The sequence below is a fragment of the Kitasatospora sp. NPDC017646 genome (assembly GCF_044329365.1).
Taxonomy (GTDB): domain Bacteria; phylum Actinomycetota; class Actinomycetes; order Streptomycetales; family Streptomycetaceae; genus Kitasatospora.
This window is the reverse complement of the sequence record NZ_JBIRJC010000002.1, coordinates 22905-42652: the sequence shown is the minus strand read 5'-3', so window position 1 is coordinate 42652 and position 19748 is coordinate 22905. Positions and strand designations below refer to the sequence as shown.

At 72.9% G+C, this 19748-nt stretch carries 14 protein-coding genes; 6 read left to right on the top strand and 8 right to left on the bottom strand.

All coding sequences use genetic code 11. The features are described 5' to 3' along the window. Positions 1-565 precede the first annotated feature (565 nt). The 3 genes from ACH4J0_RS03185 to ACH4J0_RS03175 all read right to left on the bottom strand — a co-directional run bounded on the left by ACH4J0_RS03185 (position 566) and on the right by ACH4J0_RS03175 (position 3230). On the bottom strand, positions 566-1792 hold the full coding sequence (locus tag ACH4J0_RS03185) for a PP2C family protein-serine/threonine phosphatase (RefSeq protein WP_396235971.1): 1227 nt from the start codon (positions 1790-1792) through the stop codon (positions 566-568). 299 nt (positions 1793-2091) lie between these two features. Further along, entirely contained in the window at positions 2092-2577 is a 486-nt protein-coding gene (locus ACH4J0_RS03180) for a ribose-5-phosphate isomerase (RefSeq protein WP_396235970.1), read from the bottom strand. 53 nt (positions 2578-2630) lie between these two features. Next, positions 2631-3230, bottom strand: a complete 600-nt coding sequence (locus ACH4J0_RS03175; RefSeq protein WP_396235969.1) for a biotin transporter BioY — start codon at positions 3228-3230, stop codon at positions 2631-2633. A gap of 267 nt (positions 3231-3497) precedes the next feature. Between ACH4J0_RS03175 and ACH4J0_RS03170 the strand changes: the two genes are divergently transcribed. After that, the gene (locus ACH4J0_RS03170; RefSeq protein ID WP_396235968.1) at positions 3498-4910 is read left to right on the top strand and encodes an amino acid permease; all 1413 of its coding nucleotides are present in this window, start codon (positions 3498-3500) and stop codon (positions 4908-4910) included. 66 nt (positions 4911-4976) lie between these two features. Here ACH4J0_RS03170 and ACH4J0_RS03165 read toward each other — a convergent pair whose 3' ends face one another. After that, positions 4977-5651 carry a DsbA family protein gene (locus ACH4J0_RS03165; RefSeq protein WP_396235967.1) on the bottom strand — a complete coding sequence of 225 codons (675 nt, stop codon included), beginning with the start codon at positions 5649-5651 and terminating at the stop codon, positions 4977-4979. A gap of 185 nt (positions 5652-5836) precedes the next feature. On the opposite strand from ACH4J0_RS03165, the gene pepN reads away from it, so the two are divergent. Continuing rightward, complete coding sequence (gene pepN / locus ACH4J0_RS03160; protein WP_396235966.1) at positions 5837-8449, top strand: aminopeptidase N; 2613 nt, start codon at positions 5837-5839, stop codon at positions 8447-8449. Positions 8450-8615: 166 nt separating this feature from the next. Here pepN and acnA read toward each other — a convergent pair whose 3' ends face one another. After that, positions 8616-11261, bottom strand: a complete 2646-nt coding sequence (gene acnA / locus ACH4J0_RS03155) for an aconitate hydratase AcnA (protein WP_396235965.1) — start codon at positions 11259-11261, stop codon at positions 8616-8618. A 367-nt stretch (positions 11262-11628) separates the two neighbouring features. On the opposite strand from acnA, the gene ACH4J0_RS03150 reads away from it, so the two are divergent. The 4 genes from ACH4J0_RS03150 to ACH4J0_RS03135 all read left to right on the top strand — a co-directional run bounded on the left by ACH4J0_RS03150 (position 11629) and on the right by ACH4J0_RS03135 (position 14267). Then, complete coding sequence (locus ACH4J0_RS03150) at positions 11629-12153, top strand: SigE family RNA polymerase sigma factor (protein WP_396235964.1); 525 nt, start codon at positions 11629-11631, stop codon at positions 12151-12153. Positions 12154-12184: 31 nt separating this feature from the next. Beyond that, complete coding sequence (locus ACH4J0_RS03145) at positions 12185-13207, top strand: hypothetical protein (RefSeq protein WP_396235963.1); 1023 nt, start codon at positions 12185-12187, stop codon at positions 13205-13207. 50 nt (positions 13208-13257) lie between these two features. After that, positions 13258-13665 (top strand): type II toxin-antitoxin system VapC family toxin, encoded by a 408-nt coding sequence (locus ACH4J0_RS03140; protein WP_396235962.1) that lies wholly within the window; start codon positions 13258-13260, stop codon positions 13663-13665. A 68-nt stretch (positions 13666-13733) separates the two neighbouring features. After that, entirely contained in the window at positions 13734-14267 is a 534-nt protein-coding gene (locus ACH4J0_RS03135; protein ID WP_396235961.1) for a superoxide dismutase family protein, read from the top strand. Positions 14268-14284: 17 nt separating this feature from the next. Here the strand turns inward: ACH4J0_RS03135 and argF are convergent, their stop codons facing one another. The 3 genes from argF to ACH4J0_RS03120 form a co-directional block, all read right to left on the bottom strand. Further along, positions 14285-15286 carry an ornithine carbamoyltransferase gene (argF, locus tag ACH4J0_RS03130; protein WP_396235960.1) on the bottom strand — a complete coding sequence of 334 codons (1002 nt, stop codon included), beginning with the start codon at positions 15284-15286 and terminating at the stop codon, positions 14285-14287. 126 nt (positions 15287-15412) lie between these two features. Beyond that, complete coding sequence (locus tag ACH4J0_RS03125; RefSeq protein WP_396235959.1) at positions 15413-18088, bottom strand: polynucleotide kinase-phosphatase; 2676 nt, start codon at positions 18086-18088, stop codon at positions 15413-15415. Further along, entirely contained in the window at positions 18085-19686 is a 1602-nt protein-coding gene (locus tag ACH4J0_RS03120; RefSeq protein ID WP_396235958.1) for a 3' terminal RNA ribose 2'-O-methyltransferase Hen1, read from the bottom strand. Before ACH4J0_RS03120 ends, ACH4J0_RS03125 begins: the two co-directional genes overlap by 4 nt. Positions 19687-19748 lie beyond the last annotated feature (62 nt).

Genomic DNA, 19748 nt, shown 5'->3' with positions numbered 1-19748 from the left:
GCGAAGCCGGACCCCGGCCTGTCCGACGGTCCCGAGGCGGAATCGCGGACCGTCCGGCGCAGCGCCGGTGAGGGGGCCCGCGTCGGCCGGCCGTCTGGCGTGTCGCACGTCTCGCCCCCCATTCCCCGAATCCTGAACAGTCCCGCCCGGACTCAGTGTGGTCGACCGTGCCGATTGCGTAAAGGTCTGACAGTCGGCCCAGCGCCGACATCCTGCGATGCGAGACGAGTTTCCGCCGACCGGGACGATAGCGGAGCCGCTCTGACCAATCGTCGGCGGGGCGGTGCTGAGCGGCCGCGAAACGCCCGGGAGCAGGGAACGGAAGCCGCTGGTCCGGTCAGCCGACGGGGCATCCGATATGGCCGAAGATCAGCTGCCAGGCTTGACAGCGGCTGCCTGCGGCATGTGCCGGGTTCGAGCGCCCCGGAGGCGAGCGGGCGGATACCAGTCCCGAGCCGAAGGGGCGCACCGGTGCCGAAAGGGAGGAGCGACGAGCGAGGCTCGAGCGTTGGAGCGACGACCGTCGGCACCGGGTCCGAGCGCCCCGGAGGCGAGCGGGCCGATATCAGTCCCGCCAGAGCAGCAGGACGGCGCGGTCGTCGTTGATGTCGCGGGCCACCGTCTCGATCAGTGCGGCCGCCGCGCCCGCGCCGCTGCCCGGGGCGCCGCCGGGGACCAGCCGGTCGGCCTCCCCCATCAGCCGGTCCATGCCCTCGGTGAGGTCCCGGCCGGGTGCCTCGACCATGCCGTCGGTGCACAGCATCAGCACGTCGCCCCGGTTCAGCCGGCTGCGCACGCCCTCGAACTTGGCGCCGTCGTAGATTCCGAGCAGCGGACCCTCGGCCTCCTTGATCTCCCAGCGCCCGGCGCCGGCCAGGCGCTGCATGCCGGGCAGGTGCCCGGCCGAGAGCAGTTCGTACTCGCCGGTGTCCAGGTCCAGCACCAGGTGGACGGCGGTGGCGAAGCCCTCGTCCCAGGACTGGCGCAGCAGGTAGCCGTTGGCGGCGGGCAGGAAGTCGTGCGCGGGCAGCGAGCCGACCAGGCCGCCGAAGGCGCCGGACAGCAGCAGCGCCCGCGAGCCCGCATCCATGCCCTTGCCGGAGACGTCCGCGAGGACCACCTCCAGCAGCCGCTGGCCGGAACCGGTGCGGGCCGCCACCACGAAGTCGCCGGAGAAGGACTGGCCGCCGGCCGGGCGCAGCGCCATGTCGGCGTGCCAGCCGACCGGCAGCTCGGGCACCCGGCTCTGCACCCGCAGCCGCTCGCGCAGGTCGAACAGCATGGTGGAGCCGCCCCACCAGGGGACGCCGACCCGGGCCCGGAACTGGGCCAGCAGCAGGCCGCCCACCCCGGCGGCGCCGACCACCAGGGCCGCGCCGGGGGTCACGCCGTAGACGTACGCCTGGGGGTTCTCGCTGGCGACCCGCTGGCCGGTGTGGATCACGGACTCGGCGGACAGCCCGAGGGCGGCCAGCGCGTAGAGCACCACCAGGCTGCCGGGACGCAGCAGCAGCGCGCCGGCCAGGATCGGCAGGACCAGGGCGGTGGGCGGGGCCCAGTCGGGGATCCAGATGTTGAGCAGGATCATCAGCGGGACGAGCAGGGCCAGCGCGCAGAGCACCGGCCAGTCGGCGGCGCCGCCGCGGAAGTAGTCGACCCCGGCCGTGCGCAGCCTTCGGCGGACCCGGCGGAGCCTCTTGCGCAGCCGGGCCGTCACGGGCTCGGACGCCGGGGCGGCGCCGGGCCTCGTCGCAGTCGTCTGGGGCGGTGCGCCCTGCGGTCTGCCAGCCATGGGGCCCGACCCTATCCACGGGTGCGGTCCGGCGTCGACGGGCCGGGGGCGGGCGGCGGCGAGGGCGCGCGGGCCGCCGGGAGGATTTCGGCCGATCGGGGCGGTGGCGGGCGCGCCGTCAGGAGGCGTGTGCCGGTTGGGCGTACGGAGCCTGCGGGCGGCGCGTGCGCCCCGCGTGCGGGGAGTGCGGGTGCGCCGGGGCCTGTGGCCGATCCCACAGGTGGCGCCGGGCCGCGAACGGCGGCGGCCGGCCGCACGGGAGGGTGCGGCCGGCCGTCGGTGGCAGGTGGGTGGCGGGGTCAGCCCTGGGGGTGGTGGGCCGGGATCGGCGGGAGCTCGCCGGTGGTCTCGTACTCGCTCAGCATCTCGATCCGGCGGGTGTGCCGGGCCTCGCCGCTGTAGGGGGTGCCGAGGAAGACCTCGACGAACTTCGTGGCCTCCTCGACCGTGTGCATCCGTCCGCCGATGGAGATCACGTTGGCGTTGTTGTGCTGGCGGCCGAGCTCGGCGGTCTGCACGCTCCAGGCCAGCGCCGCGCGGACGCCCTTGACCTTGTTCGCGGCGATCGCCTCGCCGTTGCCCGAGCCGCCGATCACGATGCCCAGGGCGTCCTCGTCGGCGGCGGTGCGCTCGGCGGCGCGCAGGCAGAACGGCGGGTAGTCGTCCTCGGCGTCGTAGATGTGCGGCCCGCAGTCGACCGGCTCGTGGCCGGCCCCCTTCAGCCACTCCACCAGGTGGTTCTTCAGTTCGTATCCGGCATGGTCGGAGCCCAGGTACACGCGCATGCCATGAGTGTGGCATGCGGGCGCGCCCGGGCCCGACAACGGGGGCGTCGGCGTCAGCGCCGGCCGAGCAGCTTCCAGGCGAGCGGCAGGGCGCCGGCGGCGAAGGCGGCCTTGAGCGCGTCGCCGACCAGGTACGGGTAGAGGCCCAGTTCGGCGGCGCGGGCGAGCGACACGTGCAGGGTGAGGGCCAGGTACGGGACGCCGACCGCGTAGATGGCGAGGCTGCCGAGGACCATGGTGACGGCGGTGTTCACCGGGGTGCGGTCGGCGCCGCGGCGGGCCAGCGCGCCGGTCAGGGCGGCGGCGAGGACGAAGCCGAGCACGTAACCGAAGGAGGGCATGGCCCAGCCGGAGGTGCCCTCGGCGAACCAGGGCAGGCCCGCCATGCCGGCCAGCAGGTAGAGCGCCAGCGAGGCGACGCCGCGACGGGCGCCGAGCGCGGTGCCGACCAGCAGGGCGGCGAAGGTCTGGCCGGTGACCGGCACCGGCGAGCCGGGGACGTTCACCGACAGCTGGGCGGCCACGCCGGTCAGCGCGGCGCCGCCGACCACCAGGGCCAGGTCGCGGGCCTGGGCGCCGAGGCGGGTGGAGGCGGTGGGCAGCAGGTCGGCGAGGACGGCGCGGGGCGCTATCGGGGTGGTGGCAGTGGCCATCGGGGGCTCCTCCGTGAGGGTCCAGGTGAGTGAACACCTGTGAACCTACGTGGTGATCCACTGCGTCGCCGCCACGGTTTCGGACAAAGCCGCGCCCCCGGGCGTTGTCGGAACCGGCTCGGAACGACGTTCCGTCAATCTACCGCTGCGTAGGGTTACCGGCCGGTCCGCATGGTGGGCCCGAGGCGGACATCCTTGGCATGAACAGCGGGGCCCCCGGATATTGGACAACTCATGCCGCATTCCGCACAGTCTGGATCCAGCCCTATGGCCCCCACCCCCGCGCCCCCGGCGCCCGGGACCACCGACAGCAACCCGCAGGCGTCCGGCGGCCAGCAGCTCAGCCACGGGCTCAAGCAGCGCCACCTGTCGATGATCGCCCTCGGCGGCGTCATCGGTGCGGGCCTGTTCGTGGGCTCCGGCGCCGGCATCGCCGCCGCCGGACCCGCGATCATCCTCGCCTTCACCCTCTCCGGCCTGCTGGTCATGCTGATCATGCGGATGCTCGGCGAGATGTCCGCCGCCCGCCCCGCCTCCGGCTCCTTCTCGGTCCACGCCGAGAAGGAGATCGGCCCCTGGGCCGGGATCACGGCCGGCTGGATGTACTGGGTGATGCTCTGCTGCGGCGTCGCCGCCGAGGCCACCGCCGCCGGGAAGATCGTCAACGGCTGGATACCCGGGGTCTCGTCCTGGATATGGGTCGGCCTGTTCATGGTCTTCTTCTGCGCGAGCAACCTGACCGCGGTGAAGAACTTCGGCGAGTTCGAGTTCTGGTTCGCCACCATCAAGGTCGCCGCGATCATCACCTTCCTGGTCCTCGGCGGGCTCGGCATCGCCGGCGTGATCGGCCCCGGCTCCCCCGGCACCGCCAACCTCACCGGGCAGGGCGGCTTCCTGCCCAACGGCGTCAGCGGACTGATCGTCGGCCTGCTCGCCTCGGTCTTCGCGTACGGCGGCCTGGAGACGGTGACCATCGCCGCGGCCGAGTCCGACGACCCCAAGAAGAACGTCGCCAACGCGGTGCGCACGGCGGTGTGGCGGATCGCGATCTTCTACATCGGCTCGATGGCCCTGGTGGTCACCCTGGTCTCCTGGAGGGACAAGGCGGTCGTCGCCGACGGCCCGTACGTCACGGTGCTGCGCCACCTCGGCGTCCCCGGGGCCGGGACGATCATGGAGGTGGTGGTGCTGGTCGCGCTGCTGTCCGCGATGAACGCCAACATCTACGGCGCGTCCCGGATGGCGTACTCGCTGGTCGGCCGCGGCCAGGGCCCCAGGGCGCTGGCCAAGGTCAGCGGCGGGGTGCCGCGCCGGGCCGTGCTGGCCTCCTGCCTGTTCGGCTTCGGCGCCGTGCTGGCCGCCAAGTTCTGGCCGGCCACCGTCTTCACCTGGCTGATGAACACCACCGGCGTCGCGATCCTGGTGGTCTGGCTGTTCATCTGCATCGTCCAGCTGCGGATGCGCCGCCGGCTGGAGCGCGAGGCGCCCGAGCTGCTCACCGTGAAGATGTGGGGCTACCCGTACCTGACCTGGACCGCCATGGCCGCGGTGGCCGGCATCCTCGCCCTGATGACCACCACCGAGGGCAACCGCCAGCAGCTGTACGCGGCCGGGGTGCTGGTCGTGCTGCTCATCACGGGCGGCCTGCTGAAGCAGCGCCGGGACGCGGCCGCGGGCTGATCCCTCCGACACGCGGAAGGGGCCCGGTACCGCTGGTACCGGGCCCCTTCCGTCGTTCCGCCGGGCCTACTCGAAGGACGGGCCCGCCGTCCGGGTGCGCTTGATCTCGTAGAAGCCCGGGGTGGAGGCCACCAGCAGGGTGCCGTCCCACAGCCGGGCCGCGGCCTCGCCCTTGGGGGCCGGGGTGACCACCGGGCCGAAGAAGGCGACCCGCTCGCCGTCCACGCCCTCGACCGCGATCACCGGGGTGCCGACGTCCTCGCCGACCAGGGTGATGCCCTCCTTGTGGGAGGCGCGCAGGGCCTCGTCGTACGCGTCGGTGTCCGCCGCGTCCGCCAGCTCGACGGGCAGGCCCGCGGCCACCAGGGCGGCCTGCGCCGTCTCCCGGTTCTGCGGCAGGCCCTGGTTGTGGAAGCGCAGGCCCAGCTCGGTGTAGAGGCGGCCCAGCACCTCCTCGCCGTGCTGCTGGGCGGCCGCGATGCACACCCGCACCGCGCCCCAGGCGTTGTCCAGCAGCTCGCGGTAGTTCTGCGGCAGGTCACGGTGCTCGTTGAGCACCGACAGGCTCATCACGTGCCAGTTCACGTCGACCGGGCGCAGCTGCTGGACCTCGATCAGCCAGCGGGACGTCATCCACGCCCACGGGCAGGCCGGGTCGAACCAGAAGTCGGCGGTCTTGCGCTCAGCGGCAGTCGTCACTGGGTCTCGTCCTTCGTGAGGTGTTCCGAGGCAACGGGGCATGGCCCCCACCCGGTCCCCAACACCCGCGCGCCGCCCCTGATTCCGGCCCGGACGCGGCGGCCTGTGCAATGGTACCGGCCGGGGCGGGCGTGAAAGGATGCCCCTGCGTGCGCGATGCACACCGCGCGCGGAACCGCACCACCCACACGCGCACCACCGTGCGAGCCGGACAAAGGAGTACCGCCGTGCCGGGCAAGAACCTGAGCCGCGAGGAAGCGCAGCAGCGAGCCGGCGTCCTGGCCGTCGACGGCTACCTGGTCCGGCTGGACGTGACCTCGGCCCCCGACCCGGCCGCCGCCACCTTCCGCTCCACGACGACGATCACCTTCCGCTGCTCCGAGCCCGGCGCCGGCACCTTCCTCGACCTGCTCGCCCCCGCCGTCCGCTCGGTCACCCTCAACGGCCGCGCCCTCGACCCGGCCACCGCCTACGACGGCGCCCGGGTGCACGTCGACGGCCTGGCCGCCGAGAACGTCCTCACCGTCGAGGCCGACTGCGCCTACAGCCGCACCGGCGAGGGCCTGCACCGCTTCGTCGACCCGGCGGACGGCGAGACCTACCTGTACACCCACTACGAGCCGGCCGACGCCCGCCGGGTGTTCGCGAACTTCGAACAGCCCGACCTGAAGGCGCCGTTCACCTTCACGGTGACCGCGCCCGCGGCCTGGGACGTGCGCTCCAACGCCGTGCACGAGTCCGTCAGCACCGAAGGCTCCGCCCGCACCTGGGAGTTCGCGCCGACCAAGCCGATCTCCACCTACCTCACCGCCGTGGTGGCCGGCCCTTACCACGTCGTGACCGACCACTACGGCCGCGAACTCGCCGACGGCACCGCCCTGGAGATCCCGCTCGCCGCGCTCTGCCGCAAGTCGCTGGCCCCGCACTTCGACGCGGAGGAGATCCTCGGCGTCACCAAGCTCGGACTCGACTTCTTCCACGAGACCTTCGACTACCCGTACCCCTTCGGCAAGTACGACCAGGCCTTCGTCCCCGAGTACAACATCGGCGCGATGGAGAACCCCGGCTGCGTGACGTTCAAGGAGGAGTTCGTCTTCCGCTCGAAGGTCACCGATGCCTCCTACGAGGCCCGCGCCAACGTCGTGCTGCACGAGATGGCGCACATGTGGTTCGGCGACCTGGTCACCCCGCGCTGGTGGGACGACCTGTGGCTGAAGGAGTCCTTCGCCGACTTCATGGGCTCCTACGCCCTGATCGGCGCCCGCACCCGCTACTCCTCCGCCTGGGTCACCTTCGCCAACCAGCGCAAGGCCTGGGCCTACCGGCAGGACCAGTTCCCCACCACCCACCCGGTCACCGCCGACATCCGCGACCTGGAGGACGCCAAGCTCAACTTCGACGGCATCACCTACGCCAAGGGCGCCTCCGTCCTCAAGCAGCTGGTCGCGTACGTCGGCTCGGAGGCCTTCTTCGAGGGCGCCCGCCGCTACTTCAAGCGGCACGCCTTCGGCAACACCGAACTGGGCGACCTACTGGGCGCGCTGGAGGAGACCAGCGGGCGCGACCTGAAGAGCTGGGCCGCCGCCTGGCTGCAGACCGCCGGGGTCAACGCGCTCACCCCGCAGGTCACCACCGACGCCGAGGGCCGGATCACCGAGCTGGCCGTCCTCCAGGGCGGCACCGCGGACGATTCCGCGACCCCGTCGCGTGGCCTGCGCCCGCACCGGATCGCGGTCGGCCTGTACGACCGCGACGCCGACGGCGCCCTGCTGCGCACCGACCGGATCGAGCTGGACGTCACCGGCGCCCGCACCGTCGTCGCCGGGGCCGTCGGCCGCCGGCGCCCGGACCTGATCCTGCTCAACGACGAGGACCTGACCTACTGCAAGGTCCGCTTCGACGCCGACTCGCTGGAGACCCTGCGCACCGGCCTCGGTGACATCCGCGACGAACTGGCCCGGGCGCTCGCCTGGTCCGCCGTCTGGAACCTCACCCGGGACGGCCTGATGCCGGCCCGCGACTACGTCGCCCTGGTGCTGCGCTTCGCCGGCCAGGAGGGCAACATCGGCGTGCTGCAGTCGCTGCACGCCCAGTCCAAGACCGCCGTCGACCTGTACGCCGCCCCCGAGTGGCGCGCCGAGGGCGCCCGCCGGCTCGCCGACGGCGCCCTGCACGAGCTGCGCGCGGCCGTCCCCGGCAGCGACCACCAGCTCGCCTGGGCCCGCTTCCTGGCCCAGACGGCGGGCGGCGCCGAACACCTCGGCCTGGTCCGCGGCCTGCTGGCCGGCAGCGCCCGGATCGACGGTCTGGAGGTCGACCAGGAACTGCGCTGGTCGCTGTGGCTGGCGCTGGCCGCCGCCGGACAGGCCACCGACGAGGAACTGGCCGGCGAGCTGGCCGCCGACAACACCGCGGGCGGCAAGCGCCAGTACACCCAGTGCCTGGCCGCCCGGCCCACCCCGGAGGCCAAGGCCGCCGCCTGGTCGGCCGTGGTCGACTCCGACGAGCTGCCGAGCGCCCTGGTCGAGGCCAACAGCGCGGGCTTCGCGATCCCCGCCCAGCGCGACCTGACCGCCCTCTACGCGGCGCCGTACTTCAAGCTGCTGGAGCGGGTCTGGGCCGAGCGGACCATCGAGATCGCGATGCGGATCGTCGGCGGCTTCTTCCCGATCGCCCAGACCGACGAGCAGACCCTGGCCGAGGCGGACGCCTGGCTGGAGGGCCACCCGCAGGCCGCGCCGGCGCTGCGCCGGCTGGTGCTGGAGCGCCGGGACGACCTGGCCCGCGCCCTGCGGGCGCAGGCCTGCGACGGGGCACGACCGGCTGACGACCGGGCCTGACCGGGCTGACAGGGGGCCCGCCGACCGCGTGTCGGCGGGCCCCCTGCCTCGTCCCGGGCCCAGTCCCGGCGCAGGCCGGAAGGGGCGTCGGCATCCGGGCCCGCATGCGGAAGGGGGCCGGACCGCGCAGTGCGGTCCGGCCCCCCTTCGGGCGCTAGCGCGAGGCTCAGCCGATCAGCGAGCGCAGCACGTACTGCAGGATGCCGCCGTTGCGGTAGTAGTCCGCCTCACCGGGGGTGTCGATGCGGACGACCGCGTCGAACTCCTTGTCGCCCGCCTTGACCTTGACGGTCTTCGGGGTGCGGCCCTCGTTGAGCTCGGTCACGCCGGTGATGGAGAAGGTCTCCTCGCCGGTCAGGCCGAGGGAGTCGGCGTTCTCGCCCTCCGGGAACTGCAGCGGCAGGACGCCCATGCCGATCAGGTTCGAGCGGTGGATGCGCTCGTAGGACTCGGCGATGACGGCCTTGACGCCGAGCAGCGCGGTGCCCTTGGCGGCCCAGTCGCGGGACGAGCCGGAGCCGTACTCCTTGCCCGCCAGGACGACCAGCGGGACGCCGGCGGCCTGGTAGTTCTGCGAGGCGTCGTAGATGAACGACACCGGGGCGTCGGCCTGGGTGAAGTCGCGGGTGTAGCCGCCCTCGGTGCCCGGCGCGATCTGGTTGCGCAGTCGGATGTTGGCGAAGGTGCCCCGGATCATGACCTCGTGGTTGCCACGGCGCGAGCCGTAGGAGTTGAAGTCACGCTTCTCGACGCCGTTGGCGGTCAGGTACTGCGCCGCCGGGGTGCCCGGCTTGATGTTGCCGGCCGGGGAGATGTGGTCGGTGGTGACCGAGTCGCCCAGCTTGGCCAGGACGCGGGCGCCGGCGATGTCGGTCACCGGGCTCGGGGTCTTGGCCATGCCCTCGAAGTACGGGGGCTTGCGGACGTAGGTGGACTCGGCGTCCCACTCGAAGGTGTTGCCGGTCGGGACCGGGAGCGACTGCCAGCGGTGGTCACCGGCGAAGACGTCCTGGTAGCCCTTGTCGAACATCGCCTCGTCGATGGAGCCGGCGACGGTCTCGGCGACCTCCTGCTCGGACGGCCAGATGTCGGCGAGGAAGACGTCGTTGCCGTCGGCGTCCTGGCCCAGGGCGTCCTTGGTGATGTCGATGTTCATGTTGCCGGCGAGGGCGTAGGCGACCACCAGCGGCGGGGAGGCCAGGTAGTTCATCTTGACGTCCGGGTTGATCCGGCCCTCGAAGTTGCGGTTGCCGGAGAGCACCGAGACGACCGCGAGGTCGGACTCGTTGACGGCGGCCGAGACCTCCTCGGGCAGCGGACCCGAGTTGCCGATGCAGGTGACGCAGCCGTAGCCGACCAGGTTGAAGCCCAGCTTCTCCATGTACGGGAGCAGGCCGGCCTTCTCGTAGTAGTCCATGACGACCTTGGAGCCGGGCGCCAGGGTGGTCTTGACCCAGGGCTTGACGTGCAGGCCCTTCTCCACGGCCTTCTTCGCGAGCAGGGCGGCGCCCAGCATGACGGAGGGGTTGGAGGTGTTGGTGCAGGAGGTGATCGAGGCGATCACGACCGCGCCGTTGTCGATCTCGTAGGTCGAGCCGTCGGGGGCGGTGACGGTGGTCGGCTTCGAGGCCTCGGCGGAGTAGGTCGGCAGCGCCTCGGCGAACTTCTGGGCGGCCTCGGCCAGGACGACGCGGTCCTGCGGACGCTTCGGGCCGGAGATCGACGGGACGACGGTGGAGACGTCCAGCTCCAGGTACTCGGAGTAGACCGGCTCGACCGACGGGTCGTGCCAGAGGCCCTGCTCCTTGGCGTACGCCTCGACCAGGGCGAGCTGCTGCTCGTCGCGGCCGGTCAGGCGCAGGTAGTTGATGGTCTCGGCGTCGATCGGGAAGATCGCGCAGGTCGAGCCGAACTCCGGCGACATGTTGCCGATGGTGGCGCGGTTGGCCAGCGGGATGGCGCCGATGCCGTCGCCGTAGAACTCGACGAACTTGCCGACCACACCGTGCTTGCGCAGCATCTCGGTGATGGTGAGCACCAGGTCGGTGGCGGTGGTGCCGGCCGGCAGCTCGCCGGTCAGCTTGAAGCCGACCACGCGCGGGATCAGCATGGAGACCGGCTGGCCGAGCATGGCGGCCTCGGCCTCGATGCCGCCGACGCCCCAGCCCAGCACGCCCAGGCCGTTGACCATGGTGGTGTGCGAGTCGGTGCCGACGCAGGTGTCCGGGTAGGCCTGGCCACCGCGGACCATGACGGTGCGGGCCAGGTGCTCGATGTTCACCTGGTGGACGATGCCGGTGCCCGGCGGGACGACCTTGAACTCGTCGAAGGCGGTCTGGCCCCAGCGCAGGAACTGGTAGCGCTCCTTGTTGCGGCCGTACTCGATCTCGACGTTCTGGGTGAACGCGTCCTTGGTGCCGAACTTGTCGGCGATGACCGAGTGGTCGATGACCAGCTCGGCCGGGGCCAGCGGGTTGATCTTGGCCGGGTCGCCGCCCAGCTCCTTGACGGCCTCGCGCATGGTGGCGAGGTCGACCACGCACGGCACACCGGTGAAGTCCTGCATGATCACGCGGGCGGGCGTGAACTGGATCTCCTGGCTCGGCTGGGCGTTCTCGTCCCAGTTGCCGAGGGCGCGGATGTGGTCGGCGGTGATGTTCGCGCCGTCCTCCGTGCGGAGCAGGTTCTCCAGCAGCACCTTGAGGCTGTAGGGCAGCCGCTCGGAACCCTCGACGGCGGAGAGCTTGAAGATCTCGTACGACTCGTCGCCCACCTGCAGCGAGCTGCGGGCGTCGAAGCTGTTCGCGGACACGACTGACTCCTTCTGGTGCTTCGTGCGGTATCCGGCCGCCACGCGGTGATAAAGGTCAGCCTTAGTTAGGCTTGCCTTACCCGCATCGCCGGTGAGCGCCTCTCGGCAAGTATCTTGATGTCGAGATATATCGTAAGGGGCAGTTATCTCGATGTCGAGATAAACCATAGTGCATGCCGCCGCCATCACCACCGCAGGCATGCCCCGCCGCGTTGGCCCACGGGGCGCCGCCCCTCATACCTTCACCTCCTTTCGTGCCGTCCGCACCCGGTCGGCGCCGCAGAGCCCGTAACGCGGACCCACGGCTCGCGCGTCCAGTCGGACACAGGGGCGGGAGCACCCGCCCACGGGGCACGAGGGGAACAGCGTGATCGGGAAGACGCGACGGGCCGAGGAGCGCGCGGAGTTCGAGCACTTCGCGCACAGCCGTGGACAGCGGCTCTTCCGCACCGCGCTGCTGCTCTGCGGCGACTGGCACCTCGCCGAGGACCTCACCCAGGTCACCCTGGCCAAGCTCTTCGCCGCCTGGCCCAAGGTCCGCCGGGCGGACAACCAGGACGCCTACGCGCGCGGCACCCTGGTGCGCAGCTACCTCTCCCACCGGCGGCTGCGCCGCAGCGGCGAACGGCCCGCACTCGGCGAACTCCCCGAGGGCACCGCCCCCGGCGACGACCCGGCGCTGCGGGTCACCCTGCTCGCCGCCCTCGCCGAACTCCAGCCCCGGGACCGGGCGGTGCTCGTCCTGCGGTACTGGGAGGACCGCAGCGTCGAGGAGACCGCCGCCGAACTCGGCGTCAGCGCGGGCGCGGTGCGCGCCCAGTCGCTGCGCGCCCTCGGCCGGCTGCGCGCCGTCCTCGGCCCCGGGGCGGCCGATCACCTCACCCGCTCCTGAGCCCCCCACCCACTGCTTCGGAAGGAAGACCATGAACGAGCCCGACGCGGACGGCCGGAAGCTGTCCGCCGCCTTCGAGCGCACGATGGACGGCCTCGGCCCCGACCTCGGCCCGCTGGTCGCCGCGAGCGCCCGGCAGGGCCACTCGATCCGGCGGCGCCGCCGGCTGACCGTCGCGGGCGCCGTGACGGCGGTCGCCGCACTCGCCGTCGGCGGCGCGGTCGCCCTGCGCACCGGCGACGGGGCCGGGAACGGCGGTCAGGCGGCGGCCGCCGCCTCGACCGCCGGTTCCCCGACCGCTTCCTCGACCGCGTCGGCTTCCAGCGGACGGTACCCGCGACCGGTGGAGCGCACCGACGACAGTCCCGAGCAGCCTCGGCCGGGCACCGGGCCGCACGTCGGCAAGGTCGCCATGACCGGCCACGCCGCGCTGGCCGCCCTGACCAAGTCCCTGCCCCCGGACGGGCGCACCTCCAACTACTCCGGCTACTCCCAGCCGGCCGGAACCGGCAGTACCGACCCCGGGTACGTGCAGGTCACGGCCAACCTGCTCTACGACGACGGCTCCGGCCCCGCGAACGTCCGGCTCTCGTTGGAGGGCGGCTTCGGCACCCACCACCGGTCCGACTCCCACCCCAGCGCCGCCGACCTGTTCAGCTGCGCCTGGATGAACGGGAGCGGCGGCGGCCACTACCGCTACTGCTCCGACAGTGTGCTCCCGGACGGCACCCGTCTGCTGCTCACCGAGAAGGCGACCGGCGACGTCCTCTCCCGCGAGGTCGACGTGCTGCGGCCCGACCAGGCCAGGGTGACGCTCAACTCGATCAACACGGCCGAGGTCGCCGGACAGGCCGAGGTCCAGGTCGTCCGGGACGGGCTGCCGCTCAGCCTCGACCAGCTGAAGACCGCCGCGCTGTCCGCCGACCTGCAGGAGTGGATCACCCCCGAGACCGCGCAGCGGGCCGAGCGGACGATCCGGCCGTTCCATGACGGCAGCCCGGAGCACAACCGGCCGTCCGGCAGTGCGACCCCCGGGCCCGGCTCCACCGGGTGAGCCCGGCCGGGTACGGTGACCGCTGTGGTGACGGGCAGAGGGGGCCGAGGATGATCGTGGTGGACGCGTCCGCGCTGGTGCTGGCGCTCGCCGACCCGGGCCCGCGCGGGGACCGCGCCCGGGCCGAACTCGCCGCCGATGGCGACTGGGTGGCGCCCGAGCACATCGTGATCGAGGTGATGCAGTCCCTGCGCGGCCTCTACCTCGCCAAGGAGCTGACCGCCGAGCGGGTCGCCGAACTCACCGGCGAACTGGCCGCGGTGACCGTCCGCAAGGTCGAGGTGGCGCCGCTGCTCGGCCGGATCTGGGAGCTCAAGGACAACCTCACCCCGGATGACGCCGCGTACGTCGCGGTCGCCGAGCGGTACGGCGCGCCGCTGGTCACCGCCGACCTGCGGCTGATGCGGGCCAGCGGGCCGCGCTGCGAGATCCGGGGAATCACGCGCGAGGTGAGCTGAGAGTGTCCCCGGGGGCCCGGCGCCGTTAGCAGGGTGACCGTCGCCCTGCCCGTGGAAGGCCCGACCCGATGCCCGCTCCGTTCGCCGCCGCCCTGCTGCCGCTGGCCCTGCTCGCCCCCGCCGCCTCGCCGGTCTCCGTGGCGGAGACGGCCTTCGACCCGGCGACCGCCTTCGTCCGGCCGACCGCGATCAGCTACGCCGAGGACCTGGTGCCGTACGGCTCGCACGCCCGGATCGTCACCGACCGCTCGGTGCCCGGGCGGACGGTGCTCACCCTGACGGTGGCCGGGCTCGCCCCCGACCACGAGTTCCCGGTGCACCTGCACACCGGCGACTGCGGGGCCGACCCGGCCTCCTCCGGGCCGCACTACCAGGACGTAGTCGACCCGGTGCAGCCGTCCACCGATCCGGCCTACGCCAACGACCGCAACGAACTGCGGCTGGTGCTGCGCACCGACGGGCAGGGCCGGGGCACCGCGAGGGCCGCGGTGGACTGGCAGCCGCGGCCGGGAGGGGCGCGCTCGCTGGTGCTGCACGCGGGCACCCCGGCCGGCCGGCACGCGGCGGGCGACCGGGTGGCCTGCGTCCGTCTGGCGCGCTGACCCTCCGGCACGGGCCCTCAGGAGCCCAGGGTGGCGACCAGGACCGCCTTGATGGTGTGCAGGCGGTTCTCGGCCTGGTCGAAGACGATGGAGTGCGCCGACTCGAACAGCTCGTCGGTGCACTCCAGCTCGGTCATGCCGGTCGCCTCGTACATCTGCCGCCCGACCACCGTGCCGAGGTCGTGGAAGGCGGGCAGGCAGTGCAGGAACTTCACGTTCGGGTTGCCGGTGGCCCGGACGGTGTCCATGGACACCTGGTAGGGCTTGAGCAGCTCGATCCGCTCGGCCCAGACCTCCTTGGGCTCGCCCATCGAGACCCAGACGTCGGTGTAGAGGAAGTCGGCGCCGGCCACGCCCTCGGCCACGTCCTCGGTCAGGGTGATCATCGCGCCGGTCCGCTCGGCCAGCACCTGCGCCGCCTTCCGCACCTCCTCGGCCGGCCAGAGGGCTCGCGGGGCGACGATCCGGATGTCCATGCCGAGCAGGGCGCCGGTGACCAGCAGCGAGTTGCCCATGTTGGAGCGGGCGTCGCCGAGGTAGGCGAGGGCGACGTCGGTGAGCGGCTTGGTGGTGTGCTCGGTGACGGTGAGCACGTCGGCCAGCATCTGGGTGGGGTGCCACTCGTCGGTCAGGCCGTTCCAGACCGGGACACCGGCGTGCCGGGCCAGCTCCTCGACGATCTCCTGGCCGTGGCCGCGGTACTCGATGCCGTCGAACATCCGGCCGAGCACCCGGGCGGTGTCCTTGACGGACTCCTTGTGGCCGATCTGCGAGCCGGACGGGTCCAGGTAGGTGGTCGTGGCGCCCTGGTCGTGCGCGGCGACCTCGAAGGCGCAGCGGGTACGGGTGGAGGTCTTCTCGAAGATCAGCGCGATGTTCTTCCCGCGCAGCCGGGGCTGTTCGGTGCCCGCATACTTGGCCGCCTTGAGCCCGGCCGCGAGGTCCACCAGGAAGCGGAACTCCTGGGGCGTGAAGTCGAGCTCCTTGAGGAAGTGCCTGTTCCGGAGGTTGAAGGCCATACCGGGCTCCTGGGGTGACGGGACTACGGGGAAGGCGGCAAGTCTATACGATGGTTGGAATTTCTATACAGAACGGGGCTGGAGGAGGGGGAGCCCCGGTCCGGACTCCCCCTCCTCCGGCCTCCGCTAGAGGCGCGGGTCCACCGGCTCGGACTCCAGCGCGAGCACAGCGAACACCGGCTCGTGCACCCGCCACAGCGGCTCCCCGGCCGCCAGCCGGTCCAGCGCCTCCAGGCCCAGCGCGTACTCGCGCAGCGCCAGCGAGCGCTTGTGGCCCAGCGAGCGCATCCGCAGCCGGTCCAGGTGCTCGGTGTAGTCCGGGCCGTAGATGATCCGCAGGTACTCCCGGCCGCGCACCTTCACCCCCGGCTGCACCAGACCTCCCGGGCGGCCCTCGCCGCGCGCCGTGCGCACCACCGAGGCCAGCGGCTTGACCACCATGCCCTCGCCGCCCGCCACCGTCAGCTCCTCCCACCAGGCGGTGGCAACGGCCACCGAGGCCTCGTCCTCGGTGTCCACCAGCACCCGGCCTGTGCGGTGCAGCACTGGCTCCCGGGCGCCGCTCTCCGCCGCGGCCGCTTCGTCGGCCTCCACCAGGCGGTCGATCCGGGCCAGGTGCTCGTCGTGCGGGCGCGCCGCGAGGTTCACCCCCTCAGCGGCCAGCAGCTGGAACGGCGCGAGCCGGATGCCGGACAGGCCCTCGGTCGGCCAGCAGTAGCGCCGGTACGCCTCGGTGAAGGCCCGGGCGTCGGCGGCGCGGCGGCGCTGGCGGGAGGTCAGCTCCCCCAGCTCCAGCCCGCGCGCCGCCGCCCGCTCCAGGGCCGACAGCACCTCGGGCAGCGCGGCGCCGGCCGCCGCCCCGACCGCGGCGTACTGGCGGCGCAGCAGCTCCACCGCCTTCAGCGACCAGGGCATCAGCTCGGCGTCCAGCAGCAGCCAGTCGGTGCCCAGCTCCCCGAACAGCCCGGAGCGTTCGGCCGCCGACCGGACCCGGTCCAGCACGGCGGCGGTCAGCTCCTCGTCGTCGAGGAAGGCCCGGCCGGTCCGGGTCCAGATCGCGCCCGGGCCGGCCACCCCGAAGCGCCGTTCCAGCGCGGCGCTGTCCCGGGCGACCAGCAGCACCGCGCGCGAGCCCATGTGCTTCTCCTCGCAGAGCAGGTGCCGGACGCCGTCCTCGCGGTAGGCGGAGAAGGCCTCCTCCGGGTGCTCGAGGTAGCCCTCCCGGCGGGAGGTCGGGCTCGGGGCCATGGTCGGCGGCAGGTAGGCGAGCAGCCGTGGGTCCAGCGCGAAGCGGCTCATGACCTCCAGCGCGGCCGTCGCGTTCTCCTCCCGGACGGCCACCCTCCCGTGCAGGCCGGTCTCCACGATCCTGCGCCCGGCCACGTCGGCGAGGTCCAGCGGACGGCCCTCACGGGCGCCCGGCGCGTCGGTGACCAGCGGGCGCACCGGGGCGTACCACTCCTGCTCGGCCTCGACGCCCACCAGCTCGCGCTCCGGGTAGCGCAGCGCGGTCAGGCTGCCGCCGAAGACGCAACCGGTGTCCAGGCAGATGGTGTTGTTGAGGAAGCTCGCGCTCGGCACCGGGGTGTGGCCGTAGACCACCAGCGCCCGGCCCCGGTACTCCTCCGCCCACGGGTAGCGCACCGGCAGGCCGTACTCGTCGGTCTCGCCGGTGGTCTCCCCGTACAGCGCGTGCGAGCGCACCCGGCCGGAGGCGCGGCCGTGGTACCTCTCCGGCAGGCCGGCGTGGCAGACCACCAGGGCGCCGCCGTCCAGCAGGTAGTGGCTCACCAGACCGCGCATGAAGGCGCGCACCTCGGCCCTGAACTCCTCGGACTCACCGGCCAGTTGGTCTAGCGACTCCTGAAGGCCGTGCGAGACGGTGACCTTCTTCCCGGCCATCGCACGGCCGAGCTTGTTCTCGTGGTTGCCGGGCACGCAGAGCGCGTGACCGGCCGCCACCATGCCCATCACCAGGCGCAGCACGCCCGGGGTGTCCGGGCCGCGGTCGACCAGGTCACCGACGAACACGGCGGTGCGGCCCGCCGGGTGGGCCGCGTCGACCGGACGACCCTCGGCGTCCCGGGTGAGGGTGTAGCCGAGACGGAGCAGCAGGGTCTCCAGCTCGGCCCGGCAGCCGTGGACGTCACCGACGATGTCGAACGGGCCGGTGAGGTGGCGAAGGTCGTTGTAGCGCTTCTCCAGCTCGATCCCGGCGGCCGCCACCTCGGCCTCGCCGCGCAGGATGTGCACCTTGCGGAAGCCCTCGCGCTCCAGACCCCTGAGCGACCTTCGCAGTTCGCGGTGCTGACGCGGCACCACGTGGGCCGGCAGCTGGCGGTCCGGGCGGGAGCGGTTGCGCTCGGCGCACACGCCGGGCGGGACGTCCAGCACGATCGCGATCGGCAGCACGTCGTGCTCGCGGGCGATCGCGACCAGCCGGCGGCGGGCCTCCGGCTGGACGTTGGTGGCGTCCACGACGGTGAGGCGGCCGGCGGCGAGGCGCTTGCCGACGATGTAGTGCAGGACGTCGAATGCCTCGGCGGAGGCGGACTGGTCGTTCTCGTCGTCGGCGACCAGGCCGCGGCAGAAGTCGGAGGAGATCACCTGGGTGGGCAGGAAGTGGCGGCGGGCGAAGGTGGACTTTCCCGCGCCGCTGGTGCCGACGAGGACGACGAGGGAGACGTCGGTGACGGGGAGGCGGCGAGGGGTGGTGGGGGTCGGGGGCGCGCTGCTCTCGGCTGCTTCGGTCTCGGGCGTGTCGGTCTCGGTCGCGTCGGTCTCGGTCGCGTCGTCGGTCATCGGTTCTCGCCTCCTTCGGGCGTCGCGGTGGGGTCGGTTTCCGTCGTGGTGGTGCCGGTGCGGAACAGGGCCAGCTGGGTCGGCGGGCCGACCTCCGGGTCCTCGGGGCCGACCGGACGCAGCTCGACCGTGTAGCCGTACGACGCCGCGACCTTCCCGGCCCAGGCCTCGAACTCGGCGCGGGACCACTCGAAGCGGTGGTCGGCATGCCGGGCACGGCCCGCCGGGAGGCTCTCCCAGCGGACGTTGTACTCCACGTTGGGCGTGGTGACGACGACGGCCCTCGGACGGGCCGCGCCGAACACCGCGTACTCCAGGGCGGGCAGCCGCGGCAGGTCCAGGTGCTCGATCACCTCGCACAGCACCGCGGCGTCGTACCCCTTCAGCCGGGCGTCGGTGTACGTCAGCGCGCCCTGCGCCAGCCTCACCCGCGCCGCCTGCCGTTCGGGCAGGCGCGCCAGGCGCAGCCTGCGGTTCGCCGCCTGCAGCGCCCGCGCGGACACGTCCACGCCGAGGATCTCGGTGAACCGCGCGTCCTTCATCAGCTCGCCGATCAGCTCGCCCTGGCCGCAGCCGAGGTCGGCGACCCGGGCCGCGCCGCTGTCGCGCAGGGCGGCGAGGATCGCGGTGCGGCGCTGCTCGGCGAGGGAGGGCGGCCGGGGCGCGCTGGTCCCGGCGGTTTCGGTGGAGCTGGCGGTTTCGGTGGAGCCGGCGGTTTCGGTGGAGCCGGCGCCGTCGATGGCCCCGGGGTCCTCGTACGGGCGGTCGTCGACCGCGTTGTCGATCTCCTCGACCTCGCGGTCGTCCGCCTCGGCGAGCCGGGCCAGCTCCAGGCGCTCCATCGCGGCCCGGGTCAGCGACCAGCACCGGGACAGGTAGCGCCGGGCGATCAGGGCGCGCTCGGGGTGGGCGGCCAGCCAGCCCTCACCGGCGGCGAGCAGCTTGTCCACCTCGTCCGGGGCGACCCAGTAGTGCTTGGCGCCGTCCAGCACCGGCAGCAGCACGTACAGCTGCTGGAGCGCGTCGGCGAGCCGGACCGCTTCCGAGGCCAGCGCGACCCGGACGTAACGGGACTCGCCCCACTCCGGGAAGTCCTCGTCCAGCGGGATCGCCGCCGCCTCGACCCGCCAGCCCAGCGGCTCGAACAGCCGGGCCACCATCGCCGGGCCGCCACCCTCGCCCGCGCCGTTCGCGGGCACCGCGGGCAGCTCGATCCGCAGCGGGCGGACCCGCCCCGGCAGCTCCGGGCGCAGTTGGCAGTCGCCCTTCATCGCGGAGCGGAACACCGTCCGCAGCGCCACCGCGAGCAGCGAGGACGCGGCGTACGGCCGGTCGTTGACGTACTGGGAGAGGGCGAAGTCGGGCGAGCCGCCCCGGCCCTTGCCGTTGCCCCGGCCCTTGCGGACCAGCGCGATCGGGTCGATGTCCAGCAGCAGCGCCGCCGTGCAGACCTCGTCCCCCGCCTCGGGGTAGAAGACGTGGGCCTCGCCGTGCGACGTCGTGAACCGCTGGACCTTGCCGGGGTGCTTGTGCAGCAGGAACCCGAGGTCCGTAGCGGGGGTCTCGGCGCTGCCGGTGGTGGAGATCGACATGAACACCCGGCCGAGTATTGCCCAGTGGGAGGAGCCCGGGCACCGGGTTTTCCGGCGCGACACCCCGC

Coding starts and splice junctions, on each gene's coding strand:
- ACH4J0_RS03140 (WP_396235962.1), top strand. CDS start 13,258: ATGATCGTGGTGGACGCGTCCGCGCTGGTGCTGGCGCTCGCCGACCCG.
- ACH4J0_RS03185 (WP_396235971.1), bottom strand. CDS start 1,792: ATGGCTGGCAGACCGCAGGGCGCACCGCCCCAGACGACTGCGACGAGG.
- ACH4J0_RS03125 (WP_396235959.1), bottom strand. CDS start 18,088: ATGACCGACGACGCGACCGAGACCGACGCGACCGAGACCGACACGCCC.
- ACH4J0_RS03145 (WP_396235963.1), top strand. CDS start 12,185: ATGAACGAGCCCGACGCGGACGGCCGGAAGCTGTCCGCCGCCTTCGAG.
- ACH4J0_RS03175 (WP_396235969.1), bottom strand. CDS start 3,230: ATGGCCACTGCCACCACCCCGATAGCGCCCCGCGCCGTCCTCGCCGAC.
- ACH4J0_RS03170 (WP_396235968.1), top strand. CDS start 3,498: ATGGCCCCCACCCCCGCGCCCCCGGCGCCCGGGACCACCGACAGCAAC.
- ACH4J0_RS03165 (WP_396235967.1), bottom strand. CDS start 5,651: ATGCCCCGTTGCCTCGGAACACCTCACGAAGGACGAGACCCAGTGACG.
- ACH4J0_RS03135 (WP_396235961.1), top strand. CDS start 13,734: ATGCCCGCTCCGTTCGCCGCCGCCCTGCTGCCGCTGGCCCTGCTCGCC.
- ACH4J0_RS03180 (WP_396235970.1), bottom strand. CDS start 2,577: ATGCGCGTGTACCTGGGCTCCGACCATGCCGGATACGAACTGAAGAAC.
- argF (WP_396235960.1), bottom strand. CDS start 15,286: ATGGCCTTCAACCTCCGGAACAGGCACTTCCTCAAGGAGCTCGACTTC.